Source organism: Kiritimatiellia bacterium (assembly GCA_018001225.1).
Lineage (GTDB): Bacteria > Verrucomicrobiota > Kiritimatiellia > CAIQIC01 > JAGNIJ01 > JAGNIJ01.
In genome coordinates this window covers 42274-57819 of the sequence record JAGNIJ010000014.1, presented here as the reverse complement: position 1 = coordinate 57819, position 15546 = coordinate 42274, and the positions used below count along the sequence as shown (strand labels likewise).

General features: G+C 65.1%; 14 protein-coding genes and 1 tRNA gene. 4 read left to right on the top strand and 11 right to left on the bottom strand.

Annotation, left to right across the window (positions count from 1 at the left end):
* The first annotated feature begins 880 nt into the window (after nucleotides 1-880).
* The 3 genes from KA248_06695 to KA248_06685 all read left to right on the top strand — a co-directional run bounded on the left by KA248_06695 (nucleotide 881) and on the right by KA248_06685 (nucleotide 4995).
* The gene (locus KA248_06695; protein MBP7829589.1) at nucleotides 881-1642 is read left to right on the top strand and encodes a sigma-70 family RNA polymerase sigma factor; all 762 of its coding nucleotides are present in this window, start codon (nucleotides 881-883) and stop codon (nucleotides 1640-1642) included.
* A gap of 64 nt (nucleotides 1643-1706) precedes the next feature.
* On the top strand, nucleotides 1707-2174 hold the full coding sequence (locus KA248_06690; protein MBP7829588.1) for a hypothetical protein: 468 nt from the start codon (nucleotides 1707-1709) through the stop codon (nucleotides 2172-2174).
* Nucleotides 2164-4995 carry a protein kinase gene (locus tag KA248_06685; protein ID MBP7829587.1) on the top strand — a complete coding sequence of 944 codons (2832 nt, stop codon included), beginning with the start codon at nucleotides 2164-2166 and terminating at the stop codon, nucleotides 4993-4995. The genes KA248_06690 and KA248_06685 overlap by 11 nt, the downstream gene beginning before the upstream one ends.
* 208 nt (nucleotides 4996-5203) lie before the next feature.
* Here the strand turns inward: KA248_06685 and KA248_06680 are convergent, their stop codons facing one another.
* Nucleotides 5204-6364: a tyrosine-type recombinase/integrase gene (locus KA248_06680; protein ID MBP7829586.1), complete on the bottom strand. Its 1161-nt coding sequence runs from the start codon at nucleotides 6362-6364 to the stop codon at nucleotides 5204-5206.
* Between the two features lie 98 nt (nucleotides 6365-6462).
* On the opposite strand from KA248_06680, the gene KA248_06675 reads away from it, so the two are divergent.
* Nucleotides 6463-6544: transfer RNA gene (locus KA248_06675), tRNA-Leu, on the top strand.
* 45 nt (nucleotides 6545-6589) lie between these two features.
* On the opposite strand, the gene KA248_06670 is transcribed toward KA248_06675, so the two are convergent.
* From KA248_06670 to KA248_06625, 10 genes are all read right to left on the bottom strand, one after another.
* On the bottom strand, nucleotides 6590-8323 hold the full coding sequence (locus KA248_06670) for a SpoIIE family protein phosphatase (protein ID MBP7829585.1): 1734 nt from the start codon (nucleotides 8321-8323) through the stop codon (nucleotides 6590-6592).
* Between the two features lie 19 nt (nucleotides 8324-8342).
* Nucleotides 8343-9719 (bottom strand): argininosuccinate lyase, encoded by a 1377-nt coding sequence (argH, locus tag KA248_06665; GenBank protein ID MBP7829584.1) that lies wholly within the window; start codon nucleotides 9717-9719, stop codon nucleotides 8343-8345.
* 278 nt (nucleotides 9720-9997) lie between these two features.
* Nucleotides 9998-11335 (bottom strand): hypothetical protein, encoded by a 1338-nt coding sequence (locus tag KA248_06660; protein MBP7829583.1) that lies wholly within the window; start codon nucleotides 11333-11335, stop codon nucleotides 9998-10000.
* 4 nt (nucleotides 11336-11339) lie between these two features.
* Nucleotides 11340-11795: a D-tyrosyl-tRNA(Tyr) deacylase gene (dtd, locus tag KA248_06655; protein ID MBP7829582.1), complete on the bottom strand. Its 456-nt coding sequence runs from the start codon at nucleotides 11793-11795 to the stop codon at nucleotides 11340-11342.
* Between the two features lie 17 nt (nucleotides 11796-11812).
* Complete coding sequence (locus tag KA248_06650) at nucleotides 11813-13531, bottom strand: hypothetical protein (GenBank protein MBP7829581.1); 1719 nt, start codon at nucleotides 13529-13531, stop codon at nucleotides 11813-11815.
* A 34-nt stretch (nucleotides 13532-13565) separates the two neighbouring features.
* On the bottom strand, nucleotides 13566-14255 hold the full coding sequence (locus KA248_06645; protein MBP7829580.1) for a zinc ribbon domain-containing protein: 690 nt from the start codon (nucleotides 14253-14255) through the stop codon (nucleotides 13566-13568).
* On the bottom strand, nucleotides 14252-14521 hold the full coding sequence (locus KA248_06640; GenBank protein ID MBP7829579.1) for a zinc ribbon domain-containing protein: 270 nt from the start codon (nucleotides 14519-14521) through the stop codon (nucleotides 14252-14254). Before KA248_06640 ends, KA248_06645 begins: the two co-directional genes overlap by 4 nt.
* A 225-nt stretch (nucleotides 14522-14746) precedes the next feature.
* Nucleotides 14747-14980, bottom strand: coding sequence for a zinc ribbon domain-containing protein (locus KA248_06635; GenBank protein ID MBP7829578.1), 234 nt, complete (start codon nucleotides 14978-14980; stop codon nucleotides 14747-14749).
* Nucleotides 14981-14997: 17 nt separating this feature from the next.
* The gene (trxA, locus tag KA248_06630) at nucleotides 14998-15306 is read right to left on the bottom strand and encodes a thioredoxin (protein ID MBP7829577.1); all 309 of its coding nucleotides are present in this window, start codon (nucleotides 15304-15306) and stop codon (nucleotides 14998-15000) included.
* 50 nt (nucleotides 15307-15356) lie between these two features.
* Entirely contained in the window at nucleotides 15357-15527 is a 171-nt protein-coding gene (locus KA248_06625) for a hypothetical protein (GenBank protein ID MBP7829576.1), read from the bottom strand.
* Nucleotides 15528-15546: the final 19 nt, after the last annotated feature.

Sequence of the window (15546 nt, the reverse complement as noted above, 5' to 3'; positions counted from 1 at the left end):
TGTTGTAGACGTGGAAGTAATCTCCGCTGCCGTCGAAATAGGCGCTGGTGGGCCCGAATTTGGACCCCGTCGTCTGCGTTGTATTACCCACCACGGTTATGGTTTTCGGATGGTATGACGAGTCCACAATATTGGAGCCGGAACCATCCATGTGCAGCAGAAGCTTGGTATAGTCGCTGGCCCGAGCGGACTTCGCGCATAGCAGCGGAATCAGCGCAGCCACGACGAGCAGATATTTCTTGTTCATGGTTGGCGTCTTTCCTAGGGCTTTAAAAACCATCGAGCCTCGTATTCTCGTGTCGGCCCCTCGCTGTGGTATACAGTGCGCGAATGCCTTCCCGCATCACTCCACACTCGTTTCACGGCGTATTTCCCGTTTCCAGAATAAGTTACACCGACAAGCGCCCCGCGCTGCGCGCTGCGGCCATTGAGTCAAACAGACACAGCCTCCCCGGGCGTATCCTACACATCCAGTTGCTTACTAATTAGTTATACACAACCACGGACGCTCTTTGTTTGAGCGCATCCTTCATCCGATCCGATATCCATCGAGACAACACTGACTTAACTAGCTATACGCAGTCGGAGTGCGGATATAGTGCCCGGCCGGAGTGCGGCATATCTCATTCATTACAAGCCTGTAATGAGCGCGGCAGCGCTGCTTTCAGGACTTTTACGCGCGGTCGAAAACTTTGAACTCAAATGCCGATGCGTACCTGCAGCGCTGAACAGATTTGTCCCGGGGCGGAACAAGTTTGCATTTCGGCTGTATAATAATTTGAGGATCAAGGGGTACCGTATTGGCGCCCAGGACTGCGTATTGACTGCATGTGGGAGTTGCCCTACAATCGATCCCGTCGATAACAGCCGTTCATGAAAAATGAATGCAGGCAAACCAGCCCGGAAGTTTCCTACGACCCGCTGGACACTGGTACGAAGAGCGGTGCCTCATCAGTCCAGCAAGGAGGCAGAGCGGGCTTGCGATGATTTGCTGCAACTCTACAGACCGGCCCTGCTCACGCATCTGGGCTACTCATGGCGCATGCCCCAGGATCAGGCTGAAGATCTTGTGCATGACTTCATTCTCAAGAAAATCTTGCTGGGAGACCTCCTGGCCTCGGCGAATCGGGAGCGCGGCAAATTTCGCACCCTTCTCCTGACCTCCCTGGATCGCTACGCGGTCAGCTCGTTCCGTAAAAGAAACAGCGTCCGCCGCTCGCCGGGCCGAAGCGCCGTCATGTCGCTCGATCAATTGACGGAACGAATCGAGAAATCGACCGGCGAACACTCCCCCTCCGTCGTTTTCGACCTGGCCTGGATTCGGGAACTCATCAATGAAACCCTGCGACAGGTGAAGTGCAACTGCGAGTCGACCGGCCGGGCCCATTACTGGGCCTTGCTGGAGGACCGGGTCGTGAATCCCATCCTGCATGGGGATACCCCCACTCCGTACGCCCAGTTGGTGAATCGGCTCGGCTTTTCGTCGCCCCTGCAGGCCGCGTGCGCGCTGGTCACCGTCAAACACATGTTCGAGCGCACCTTTCGGTCGATTATCCTCGATTACTCCTGCGATGAAGGGGCCGTGGAACGCGAAATGAAGGAACTCCACGCAATATTATCGGACCTTTCTGCGTATCAGTGAGAAAAGAGTCATGAGGCGTTCATCTCGCATATCCGGCCCGCATCGATTGAGGGCGGAGGCCAGGGTGCTGAAGGGTCTTATGGAGGAAACGACCCATGAGCGGGTGACCTGGGCCGATCGGGACTACGGGCCCATGATCGAACACCAGATGAATGCCCCCCTGGCCGGCGACCTCGGCCAACTTATTCCGGACATCCGGGACACGTTGGCCGAGACCCCTGTCCGTACCTTCCGGGAACTGCTGTTGCACCCGCATCCGCCCGCTTCCGTTCTCCGGCTGGTCAAGGATTTCGCCAAGCAATTATGCCGAAGTCCTCAATACGCCTATCCCGAGCAGGTGGCCACCGTGTTGTATTACGCCACCCTGGCCGCCGCGGAAACACGCATCCATATTGCCATCACCAATCTCCCGCGTTCGGAAATCCGGAGGGGCTATACGTGGGCGCATAACCGACCGTGGATCCCCCCGGACCTTAGCCGCTTGTTTGAAGAGGCCTTGGCGACGCAAGGGCACGAGCGCCATGACGGATGACCGCGGTCCTTCTCCCGGCGAAATGCCGTTGATCAGCACGGCGGGGAATCTCCCGCCCGTCCACCCCGTCGCGCTTCCCCTGCCGATCGTTCCCGGTTACAGCGTCCTTCGCGCCGTGGGCCAGGGAGGCATGTGCGTCGTCTACGAGGCCTGGCAGGAAAAGCCCCGCCGCCGCGTCGCGCTGAAGCTTCTTCTGCCCTCCCTGATCTCGCCCGTCTTGCTGCGGCGATTCAGCCTGGAGGTCGAAATCCTGGGCCGGCTCGAACATCCCGCGATCGCGCGCATTTACGAGGCCGGGGCCACGACGTCCGGAAGCTTTTCCCAGCCCTTCTTCGCCATGGAGTTTATCGAGGGCGTGCCGATCACCGAGTATGTCAGGCAGCACACGCTCTCCATCCCCGAACGGGTCGCGCTGCTCAAGCGCGTCGTGGACGGCGTGCATCACGCCCATCAAAGAGGCATTATTCACCGCGACTTGAAACCTTCCAATATCCTGGTGGACGCGAACGGGCAGCCCAAGATCCTCGATTTTGGCGTGTCGCGGTTAACCGAGGCCAACATCCAGATTACCACGGCGCAGAAGGAAGCGGGGATCGTGATCGGCACGCTCTCCTACATGTCGCCGGAGCAAGCGGACGGCCAGGCCGACGAAATCGACGTGCGAACCGACATCTACGCCCTGGGCGTGATCGGTTTTGAGGTATTGACCGGCGAGCGTCCTTACCGCCTCGATACGCAAATGATTCACGAGGCGGTCCGGATGCTTCACGAACAGGAACCGACGCGCCTCGGCATGGTCAACCGCGCATTTCGTGGCGACCTTGAAATCATCGTGCGCAAGGCGATGGAAAAGGAGAAGGAACGCCGATTCGCCTCCGCGTCCGCGCTGGCGGACGACCTGCAGCGATACCTGAACAACGAGCCGATCACCGCCCGCTCTCCGTCCACCTGGTATCGGGCAACTAAATTCGTGCGCCGGCACAAGGCCCTGGTGGGCAGCGCCGCGGCGATGGCCCTGGCACTGGTGAGCGGCCTGATACTGGCCCACGTCGGTCTGTTCCGGGCCCGGCGAGCCGAAGAGAAAGCCCGGCGGGCGGAGCGCGAGGCCGTGCAGAATCAGGAAAGGGCGCAGGCCAACCTCCTCAAGGCCATGGACACCGTGGATCAATTTATGACTGTCGTCGCCCAGGGAACGCTGGCGGATGTCCCCGGCGCGGCGCCGGCGCGGGAGCAGTTGCTCCGCGATGCCGTGGCTTTCTACGAGCAGTTTGTCGCCGAGAATCAACAGGATGAGCGCTTGCAGCGGGAACTGAACTGGGCGTTGACTCGCCTCGGCGGTTTTTATCGCCAGGTCGAAAAATGGCCCGAGGCGATGGAGATATGGAAACGAAAGCTTTCGCTATTGGAGAAACGCCTGGCCGCCGAACCGCATAATTCCGAGCATCAACGCGACCTGGTCAGGACCTATGTGGAATGGGCTGAAGGCGCCAAAAGACAAGGGGCCGTGGACGCCGCACAACAGGCGTTTGAAAAGGCCCTGACTATCGGCCGCGCCCTGGCGGAACAACACCCTGAAAGCCAGGAATACCAACAGGATCTGGCCCGCGCGCTGAACGGTCTGGGCAGGCTGTTCAGGCAGCGTAAGAATCTCGCCGCCTCCCGGCTCGCCCTCGAAGAATCCCTGGCGATCGGGCGCAAACTGACCAATCAGTATCCCGACAATGCGGAATGCAAAGAGGATCTTACGCTCGCCCTGGATGAACTGGCTCGCACGCATAACGATTCCCGCGATGTTGTTGCCGCCGAGGCCGTACTGGCCGAATCCTATTCGCTGTACAAGGACTTGCTGCGCGGTCATCCATCGAGCCGGGACCTCCGCATGCGTCTGGGCCGAATGCTGGGCAACTGGGAAGGGCCAGGGAAACAATCCCGACTCGAGGAAGCAAACGCCATCTGGAGAGCGCTGGCCCAGGATTACCCCGCCGACCCCGCTATACGTCGTTCCCTTGCGTGGAACGAGTTGGAGTTGAAAAAGTCATATCCCTCCGATTCCCCGCCGCCGGCCCCACCGTCCGCATCCCGTCCCGCCGCGAGTTCGCCCCCTTCCGAGACGGCCGGGCCCGTTGCATCCGCGGAGGCCCCCCCCGCGACGGAGGCCCCTGTTCGACTGGACGCCCAGGATATAGCCAGTCAATTACGGCACGCCGGTCAACACGTCATTGTGCGAGGGAACGTCCTGTCCATCATCCGGGCAGGACAAAACCAGTACACGTACATCAACTTCAGCGGCAATGATGAAGCCCACATTCAATGCATCGTTCATCGAAACGTCCTCCCCTCGTTCACAGCTGTGCACGGGGAAAACCTGCGCGCCATCGCCGGGCAGGAAGTGGAAATCGACGGCATTATTAACGTTTACAAGGGCATTCCGGAAATCATCCTTACCCGGCCGGACCAGATTCGCCTGATATCGGTAAACGACAGCAGCCTGCCGGTCATTTCCGCCACGGCGCTGGACGAACTCCGCGCGTACAAGGGGAAACGAATCACGGTTGAAGGACGGATTGACGGGATCGGCGCGTCGCCGACATCCGCCCTGACGTTTCTGAACTTCGGGAAAACGACGCCGGGCCATTTCACGGCTATCATCCGCAAAAAGAACATGGAGGCCCTGGTCCAAGCGTTAGGGGGACATCCGTCGGTTCTCCTGAACGGGCGGACCGTTCGCATCAGTGGCCTGCTTTACTACCATCAAGATGTACCCAACATGGAAATCCTGGAACCCGGCCAGATCAGCATAGTGAGTCAAGCGCCCCGATAACGCGGCTTGTCGATCATCCGCGTGGCGCCCATGCTCGGTCCACTGGAATCAAAACCATGCTGTCGCGGTAAGGAAAGCGGCTCCCGCTGTATTGGCCACCCGCTACGGGGCGGCTTCCATGCGCCCAAGCTGGCCGGCGAAGTCGTGGAGGCGGTTCGCCAAGAGAAATCGGCCCGAACTCAAGGAGCCGCGGCCAGATTCCTACGGCTCAGCCGGCGTTCATCCCCATGATATTGGATTTCGAATCGGTCGGGCGCACATCGAAGTACGCCTTGCCGTCAGCCTCGCTCACAGCGCGCTTGTAATGCTTCATAAAGACGACCAGGCCATGCCCCATGGCCGCTGCAGTCTGCGCCGCGTTACCGGTCAGTTTGTACAGATGACTTGCGGCGCTGTGCCGCATGATGTCCATATTGGCCTTCCACTTCTCCAGCACACCCGCGTTCTTGCGTATTGCCTGAAAAGCTGTTCGATCCCAGTCGAGCATGCCCTTTCGTGCCGCATCCGGAATGAGCTGCAGCCACTCGACCAAGTTGTCCTGCATTGGAACAAAGCGGTCCTCACTGGTTTTGGCCGCCTCGGGACTGACATAGATCTCGCGCGTCTCAAAGTTAATGTCCTCCCAGGTAAGGCGGCGCAGTTCCTCGGACTTGAGGCCGGCGAAGCAGCCAATGGCAAAGTAAGGGAGCATCAACCCAAGCTGGTATTCCTTGGCCACAAACATTAGAGAGCGAACTTCCTGCGGCGTGAAGACTTCGGGCGGTTTCCGCTTGACCCTGACCTTAAGAATCCCTGTTGCCACATTTCGGCGGGCATATTCACGGGTCACGGCGAACTTGAAGAATATGGACAACTCGCGCCGGTAGTTTCTTCGGTGGGTGCTCGTTGCGCCGATCTTGTCCAGCCAGCGCTCAAGCTCAAGCGTGCTGATCTCATGGACAAGGCGCCCTCTGAACGCATCCCTGAACCGGCCAAGCCGTTGCCTGTAATCGCGCAAGGTGACCGGCTTGTTACCGGCGCCCTCGTGGCTTGCCATGAACTCGGTGAAGAGTTCGTCGACGGTTCGCTTGCTGTTCTTCGGGCTGGTCCGTTCCTTGTAGAAGTCCACGGCATCGAGAAGGCTGTCGTCGGGGTAGCCCTCCAGCCTCTTGAACGCGTCCACAGCCAGCCGGCGGCGCTCGGGTGTCAGGTCAAAGCCAAGCAGCTTGCTGGTCTGGTAGTCTTGCCAAGCGGCTATAGCCGCGCCTTCGGCCTGATCCTTGGTCTCGTAGGAGATTTGTTTTCCGCCGATCTTGCGACAATCAACTTGCCACTTGTCGCGGCGTTTGCGAATACAGATCGTATGAACGGTTTGCTTGTGTCTGCTCATGCTGTCCCTCCGTTTGGACAGATAAACGTTACCCGAACGTTACCGGCTTACAAAAGCATTCTTATAAATTATCGTAACTACTTGTTGTTATAATATATGGGCGAGTGGCGGAACTGGCAGACGCGCAGGACTTAGGATCCTGTTCCGTAAGGAGTGGGGGTTCGAATCCCCCCTCGCCCAGACTTCATCCCGAGCGAGACCGGATAAGGCCGGATGCGGGCGGCTTTACGAGAGTAGACGTTTCAGTTCCACCGCGAGCAGGCAGACGTCGTCTTCGAAATCCGCCGTGCCCTTGAACTCGCGCGCGGCAGCCACGAGGTCGGTGAGCAGCGCGCCGGGATCGAGCGGCAGGAGTTTCTGGAGGGAGGCTACCATCTCGTGGTCCTCGAAGAGTTCGCGGTTGACGCCCTCCGCCTCGCTCAAGCCGTCCGTGTAGAGCAGCAGGACGTCGCCCGGCTCGAGCGTCCCGGAGGCGGAGCCATACGAGGCGTTGTCGAAAAGCCCCAGCGCCGGACCCTTGCCCCCCTCTCCGGCCGGCAGCATGCCGACGGACGCTGCGCTCCGCCGCAGGTGGAACGGGAAGGGATGCCCCGCGGTCGTGTACTGCATCCGGCCCGTCTTCAGATCGAGCACGAGGTAGAAGGCCGTGGTGAAGGTCAGCTGCTCCGTCTGGCTGAAGATCCCGGTGTAGGCGCGGTTCAACTGCGTGAGGAAGGCCGCGGGATCGCCCGCGATGGGCGCGAGTTCCTCCATCAGCCCGCGGATGGTCGCCACGACGAGGGCGGCCCGCATGCCGTGCCCCGCGACGTCGGAGATGAACAACCCGGCCTGGCTGTCGGAGAGGACCAGGATGTCGAAGAAGTCGCCCCCGACCGCGCCGCTGGGCAGGTACAGGTGGCCCACCTTCAGGATGCTGTCCTCGGCCTTGGCGCCGCGCGGGAAGACCGGGTGCTGGCGCGGCAGGAAGGCCTGCTGGATCTCCCGCGCCATGATCTGGTCGCTCTCCAGCAGGTTGTTCTTTTCCTGGAGCTCGCGGGCAAAGCATTCGAGCTGGTACTGCGCCTGCTTGAGGTTGGTGATATCCAGGACGGAGAGGACCATGCCGGTGAGCTCGTCGTCCGCGTTCACGTTCGGGGCCACCGAGCCCTGCGCGAAGAAGGTGGCGCCGTCGACCCGCTTCATTTCGAGTTCGCCGCCCCAGGCGTTGTGCCCGCTGACTTCGCGCACGATTTCGTCGGCCAGCGCCGGCTCGGCCATGAACTCGCGAAGGTTCCGGCCGACCATCTGCTCGGTGGCCGACTCGCCGCAGAGCGCGGTCATGGCGGGATTGCAGAAGCTGATCGAGCCGTCCAGATCGGCGATGGCGATGCCGTCCCCGGAGTTCTGAATGGCCGTATAACCGGTGCGCAACCGCTCCTCGGCCTCCTTGCGCCAGGTAATGTCGCGAATGAAGAAGCTCAAGTAGTCGCGGCCGGAGACGTGCAGGTGGTTGGCGGAGATCTCCGCCGGGAAGATCGTGCCGTCGCTCCGGAGGCAGTAGGCCTGGATCAGGGTATAGCGGTCGGCCTCCAGGTTCTTTCGAATCGTGGGCACGAGGTCCTCGCTGGCGCCGGAAATGAGGTCCACGATGTTGCGGCCGAGCATCTCGGCGCGCTCCCCGCGGAAGAACTGGATGGCCCGCGGATTGACGCTGGCGATCCTCCCGCCCTGGTCGGTGATCAGCGTGGCGTCGTAGACGTTCTGCAGGATCTCCTGGAAGTCGGGGCTGCCGAGATCCGAGCTGTCGCCGGACTTCTTCGGGATCTTGATCGTTACGCGGCCGGTGCGCCGCGTCTGCGCCGGGCCGGGCCCGAAGGTGGAGGCCAGTTGCTCCTTGAGATGCGGGGTGATGTCGATCCGCATCGTGGTCGAAAAGACTTCTTCCTTCTGGGCGTCGCCGCCTGATTGCTCTTCGGTCATGTGGCCTCCGCTCCGCCGACTACAACCGCCAGGACACACCCATGAGGCGGGTGAACGCCTTCTCGATCTTTTTCCGCTCTTCCTGCGCGAACCGTACAATCTCGCGGCCCCGCACCAGGTCGGCCGGCAGATCCAGCCCGCCGGGCGCGCCCAGGTGCGTCTTCCGAGAGACGGCGGCATCCGGATCCATCCGTTCCAGGTCCTCCAGGTGCGCCTTGACGTGGTGGTAGGCGTCCCGGAAGGGCATGCCGTCGGCCACCAGTTCCAGCGCCCGGTCCGTCGCAAAGACATCCGGCGTGAACGCCGCCCGCAGGGCCTCCGGGTGGACCTCGATCCCGCCGACCAGCCGGCCCAGAAGCCGCAGGCTGTCCCGCGTCACGGCCAAGCCCTGGATGAAGGGGCCCTTGGCTTCCTGGATATCCCGGTTGTAGCCGGAGGGCGCGGCGCGCACCAGTTCGCCGACCAGCGCGGCGGAGGCCGACACCGACGCCGCCCGCGCGCGCACCAGCTCGAGGACGTCCGGGTTGCGTTTCTGCGGCATGATGCTGCTGCCGGTGCAGAAGCCCGACGGCAGCGTGAAATAGCCGAACTCCGGCATGCTCCACAGGATCAGGTCCTGCGCCAGGCGCGAGAGACTGCCCATGACCCCGGCGAGCGCGGACAGGATGACCTGCTCGTTCTTGCCCCGCGCGTTGTTGGCGTAAAGGACATTGTGGACCGGCCGGGCGAAGCCCAGGAGGTCGGACACCAGCCGGCGGTCGATCGGCAACGGGACCCCGTAGCTGGCCGCGGAGCCGAGCGGGCACTGGTCGTTCAGCGCGTAGACGGCCAGCAGCAGCGCGGCGTCGTCGAGCAGGCTCTCGGCGTGGGCATCCGCCCACAACCCGACGGAGGACGGCATGGCGGGCTGCATGTGGGTCCGCCCCACCATCGGCACCGCCTCGTGCCGCCGCGCGAATTCGACGAGGGCCTGCGCCAGCCGGCCGGCGGCCTCGAGCACCTCGAGCAAGCGGACCTTGCCGTACAGCCGGAGGTCCACCGCGACCTGGTCGTTCCGGCTCCGCCCGGTATGCACTTTCCGGCCCAGTTCGCCGAGCTTCTCGGTGAGCAGCCGCTCCACCGCCAGGTGCACGTCCTGGTCCGCGAGGCGGATGCGGAGCCCGCCCGCCCGGGCCTTGCCCACGATGCCGGCCAGCGCCCGGATGACCTTGCGGCCTTCCGCGGCCGTGATGACGGGCGGATCCAGCGGCATCCGGGAGAGCATGGTGACATGGGCGGCCGTCCCGAGGGCATCGGACTCGACGAGGGCCAGGTCCAGCGCCGCGTCATCGCCGGCCGTGTAGGCCAGCACTTCCGGGTCTATCGCGCCGACGGTCGTTGAGCGATTGCGGGCCATGCCATCACCGTGTTTGGGGTACCGTCTTCCAGCCTATAGACTGCCCGGCCGGAGTCAAGCGCGCCGGCGGGACTCAAATCCACGCGCAGGAATGGCGTTCATGTGCACCCCCTCGCTCGTTCCCCGCTCTTCGGCTCGCGGGGACGCTCGCCCTCCATAGTGCAAATCAACATTTGGAGGGCGAGCCTCCGGCGCGCCGCAATAGCACAGGAGCATATCCACCCGGTATCCCATCGCCAGAAGTTCCTGCGCGCGGATTCGGGCGGGCGTCCCGCCGCTCACGGGGCGGACGCGCCCTCGGCCTCGTCCACGTAGCGCTGCAGTTCGGCGCGCGGGAGGTACCGCGGCATCTCCTCCGGAGCGGCGGGCGGCGGCCCGAACTCGGCCTCCGCCTCGTCCACGAAGCGGAGCCGATCGCCCCGCACCGATTTGTACGCGGCCAGGGCCTCCTCGGCGGCCCGCAGGCGCTCGCGCAACAAGGCCTCGTTCGGGCGGGACGCGCGCAGCCAGCCGAACAGGCCCGGCACCGGGCGCGGCGCCAGCGCGGAAACGTACGCGACGTACAAGTCCCGGACGCGACGCAACTCGTCGTCCAGCCCGAACCCCAGCGCGCCGAGCGAAACCTCGAGGCGCCGGACCAGCGAGGGCATCCAGGACTCGCCCCGGTAGTCGATCCATTGCGAACAGGTCAGGATCTCGGGCAGGCCAAGGGCCTCGAGCTCCGGCCATTCGGCCGGCCGGACGACCAGCCGCGCTTCGAGCTCCCCGAGGGAGTCCACCGCGTCGGCCTCCCCGATGCGCCGGACCTGCTTCTGCCGGGCGATCCAGAGCTCCCAGTGTTTTTCCAGCTCGCGCACATCCTCCCGGCCCAGCAGGACCCCGGCCAGCCGCGGGGCGGTGACGGGATCCGGCCCGGCCAGCGCCGGCGCGAGGCGGTCCCAGGGCGACTCGGCGGCCGGGAACGAGAGCAGCCAGTCCGTGAAAACGCCGCAGAAGGCCTTCTCGCTCCACCGGCCGTCCGGCAGGTGGCGCAGCGCCAGGATCCCGGCCGCGGACAACGACTGTTCCTCCGTCCACCGCTGCAGCACCAGTCGGGCGTTGCGGGCGCGCAGCGACGCGTAGAGGTTCTGGGCCAGGCCGACGGAGAGCCACGCGGGCGCGTCGGCCGGGGTGGCTCGCCGCGCGGTCTGGCGTTCCACCAAATAGCGGTTCACCAGCAGCCCCGTCAACGCCTCGAGCAAGTCCTCCTGGTCCACGCGCTCCACGTTGACGAGATCCAGCTGCTGGGCCAGCCCCCGGTCCGTCCAGCCCTGCGCCCGGGTGACGCGCCCGCGCGGCTCCGCCGCGTCCGCGCGGGCAGAGATCACGAGCGGCTGGTTATGAAACAAGGGAAGCGGCTGACGAAGCAGTTCCTCCAGCCGCCCGGCGGCCTCCTCGCAAGCGACGGTCAGCGACAGGGCTTCGGCGGAGGGCAGGCCCTTCACCACGAAGCGGCGGCTGGCGCTGAACACGGCGGAGGAGGCGGGCCTCGACGGCGCTTCCTCCGCGGCGGCGAGGGCCGCGCAGGCCGCGCCGACCAGGGCGACCCGGCGGAAGGACATGACGATCGCACGCATGGGATCAGGACGCCGTGCGCCCGGTGCTTTCCATGAGGATCGTGACCGGCCCGTCGTTGGCGAGTTCGACGAGCATGGTTTCCCGGAAGCGGCCGCGGGCAACCCGGCAACCGAGGCTTTCCAGCTCGGCGGTCAAGGCCTCGCACAGCGGCGCGGCCTGTTCCGGCGGGGCGGCCTCGATGTAGCTGGGACGGTTGCCGTGGCGGCAATCCCCGTAGAGCGTGAACTGGCTGACGACCAGGAACTCCCCTTCGCCCGGCGCGAGGGCCCGGTTCAGGCGGCCTTCCGCGTCGTCGAACACGCGTAGCGCGGCGGTCTTACGGGCAAGGTAGCGGACATCCTCCGGCGTGTCCGCGCGGGACGCGCCGACGAAGATGACCGCGCCCGGGCCGATCTGCCCGACGGTTTCGCCGGCCACCGTGACGCGCGCCTGCCTGACGCGCTGGATGACCAGTTTCATGCGGCCGCCCGCCCGGGTCAGCCGGCGGGCCGGGTGACCCGAAGCGTGTCCAGCCGGTTGAGCGCCGCGGCGATCTCGAAGCGGCGCGGACGGGCCAGGTCGCCGCGCAGGTCACGGGTCAGGGACTCCAGCCCTTCCGTGCTCAAATCGCGATCCACCAAATCCAGGATCTCCCGCACGGGCCGGGGCTCGTCCAGGTAGCGCAGCTTGGCGTAGTACAGGATGCGCCCGATCGTGCGCGCCTGGTACACGTCCGCCAGCTGCGGCAGGCCGGCGAGGCTGATCACCGAGCGGCCGAAAACCAGAGACCGGGTATCCGGCGCGGCGATGACGGCGTCGTACCGGTCCTGGCTCGGATCGATGCTGATCGGGATGATGCAGCGCGTGGGCTCGGCCATGGCGGCGACTTCCGCCGACGAGGACGGCGCCGCGGGCGCCGGGACGGCCAGTTCATGGGCCTGCTTCGTGACGTGGGTCACCTTGAAGCCTTCCACGTGCAGCACGGTATCCGCCACCGGGAGGAACTCCAGCACGGCGGCCGAACCCGCCACGACGATCGAGATGCCCAGTTCGTCCACCATCTGCCGCGCCCGCGAGGCCAGCGGGATGATTTGCCGTTTGGCGGCCGGGAGCAGCGCCGTCGCCGGCGCGCCGCCGGAGAGGAACTCCGAGGCGGACGTGGATTCCTCGAAGATCAGCACGCGCGCGCCGGCCTCGACCGCCTCCACCGTGCCGGCCGCCTGGGCCGCGCAGGCGTCCGCCGAGGCGCAGGTAAACTGCTTCACGTTCGCGCAGGCCGGGTGCTCGCGGAGGAACGCGCTGACGTCGACCTGCTGGACGCTCCGCCCGCTCTCGGCCACCACCTGGACGGCATCCGGGAGCGACACCACCCACTCGCGCCCGTCGCCGGGAACGTGGTTGTAGATGCCGGCCGCCAGGGCGCGCACGAGGTCCGCGCGGCCGGAGTACCGGTCGCCCAGGATCACCGTGATGCCCGACGGGACGCCGAAGCCGCGCACCCGGCCGGCGTTGGGCACGTCCAGTTCAACGGCGAGAGCGTCCTCGACCGCGAGCGGGGTCATGCTCTCGTAGTCCGGCGTGTCGGCGTCGCCCGCGCGGGCCAGCAGGGCGCCTTCGCCCACGAACCCCACCCAGCCGCGGGTAGGCAGCACCTGGCGGATCTGGTCGGCGTCTTCCATGAGGTTGACGAAATCCTCGACCTCGCGCTGGTTTAGGTTGCAGAAGATCAGGCTGGAATTCACGACGCCGGGCAGGTCCTCGAAGAAGACCTCCCTGGCGCTCTCGGCGGCGACGCACCCGTGCCGGGACGGCAGGTCGACGTAGAGGCGCGCCTCGATGTAGTCGTCCGTCACGACCAGCGACGTGCGGGGCAAGATGGCCTGGCCGGGGGCATAGAGCGGGATCCGCCGGCGCGAGACGCCTTCCCTGTCGTAGCGGGCCAGCATTTCGAGGCGGGCGGACAGCTTGCGGACGAGGTAATCCTCGAGCGCCGTGCGGCGGACCGGCGTGTTCACGAGGTGCGCGGGGAAGCCCGCGATGACCTGGGGCACGCGGATGAGCACCAGCGTGGCCTGGCCGCCGGCCGGGTCCTGGACCTGGTTGATTTTCAGGACGTACCGGGTAAAATCGAAATCGCCGATCAGCTTGGCGTACTCGCGGACTTCCTTGCCCTCGATCTCCATCAGCAGCCCGAAGAACTCTTCCTTGTCTCTCATCGTCGTTTCCCTTTCTGCTCCGGCTTCCCGCTCCTCATGACCCGGTGGCCACGCGAACCTGGCCCCGACCCAAATCGATGCGCTGCAGGCCGTTCAACACGGCGCGCTCGCGCTCCATGCCCGAGAACATCAGCCCGATCCGCCGCACCATCCAGCGCGAGGCCGGCCCGGGCAGCGGAAGGTGCCCCCAGCGCGCGGCCCGCATGTCGAAGGTGAACGGACCGCCCCCCGCGCGCGGGCGGCCGGCCAGCTCGTACGACATCCGCAGCGGGCCCCCGATGTTCACGATCACCGTCACCGTGACGCCCTCGGGCGCGAACCGCACGTTGATTTCGCCGATCCCGATCTTGCCCAGGCCCTCCGGCTTGGACAACTCCGGGTGGCTCTTCAGCACCTCGGCCAGGTAGCCGTTGACCTCGGCCTCGGAAAAAACCTGTACGACCAGGATTCCCTGCTCGGCCGCGTCCGAGAGGATCCGCAGCTTGCCGGAGTAGGCCAGGGCCTCCGCGCGGGCACCGACGGCGCCCTGCGGCCGCACCGGCCACAGGAGCAGGGCCACGGCGACCAGCAGCAGGACTTGTACGATTCGCAGCAGGCCGCGGCCCCAGCGGATCGGCACCCGCCAGGCCTTTCCGTCCAGGTCCAGCTTGGCGCCGCACGTGGCGCAAAAAAGCCGCGTGGGCTCGTTTTCCTTGCCGCATCGGGAACAGGCGATTTTCATCATGCCTTACTCTGGGCGGGCTTGTCCGCGGGCGCGCTCTTCTTTGTGTCGCCGCTCTTCTCGGCCCGGGCGGCCTTCTTGTAGCCCGGGCTGCGGTAATCCGTCGCGTAAAACCCCGCCCCTTTGAACAGGATGCCGGCCCCGCCCCCGGGCAGCCGTTCCACCTTGCCCCGGCACCGGGGGCAGCGCTGCAGGGGCCGGTCCTTCATCGACTGGAACTTTTCGAATCGGTGTCCGCAACGGCGGCACTCGTATTCGTACGTCGGCATCCGCGTCACTCCGTCAAAACACCTGGAAGCCGGGGCCCGGACTTCCGTCCGGTGTCTCGTCGGCGTCGCTTGTCGGAGCGATAATCTAGAGACTGGGCCGGTTCTTGTCAAATGCGGACGGCCGGTTCGTACGACTCGCGGGGACGCTCGCCATACTGCATTCTCGATTTGGAGGGCGAGCCTCCGGCGAGCCGTAACGGCCAAGGCGACCCGCCCCCACCTGATTCACGAGGCGCTGAACGGGCAGGCGCCGGTGGCGCAGGTTCCGGTCGAGCAGGAACTGCCCGCGCAGGACGGCAGCCCCGCTTCGGGCGCCTGGCGGGCGGCGAACGTGGAGAACTGCTTCTCCGCTTTTTTCGCCCCGCATTTCGGGCAGGCGCCCGGCTTCTCTCCGGCCGACCGGGCCAGGTGTTCGAAAACGGCCCCGCATTCCGCGCAACGGTATTCAAACAGCGGCATGGCCATTCCTCCCCCGATCAGCCGGCCGCGGACTCGACGGCCCGCAGCAGTGCGTCTTCCCGCTGGACGCCCACCATCTGCTGCACGGGCTGCCCGGCCTTGAACAGGATCAGCGTCGGGATCCCGCGCACGCTGAAGCGCGCGGCCAGGTCCGGGAAATCGTCCACGTTAACCTTCGCGATGACCGCCCGGCCCTGCACCTTGGGCGCCAGGGCCTCGAGGATCGGGGTCTGCATCCGGCACGGCCCGCACCAGGGGGCCCAGAAGTCCACGATCGTCACGCCGCCGGCGACCTGCCCGTCGAAGGTCTTGTCCGTCAACTCCATCAATCCGCTCATGTTCCTCTCCTGTTTTTGTGCTGCCAAAAAAACGCCCTTTATTTGCCCGCGGCCATGACCGCGCCGACGACGCCCCAGATGAGCATCGCCACGTACGGGTTGCCGGTCAGCGGGCACGCGCCCGTCCGGCAGCCCACGAACCGGTAGAGCAGGAATCCCACGCCCGCCCCCACCGCCGCGCCGACCACGATTCGCCATACCGGTGCCATGCCGTCCTTCCTTTCCCGC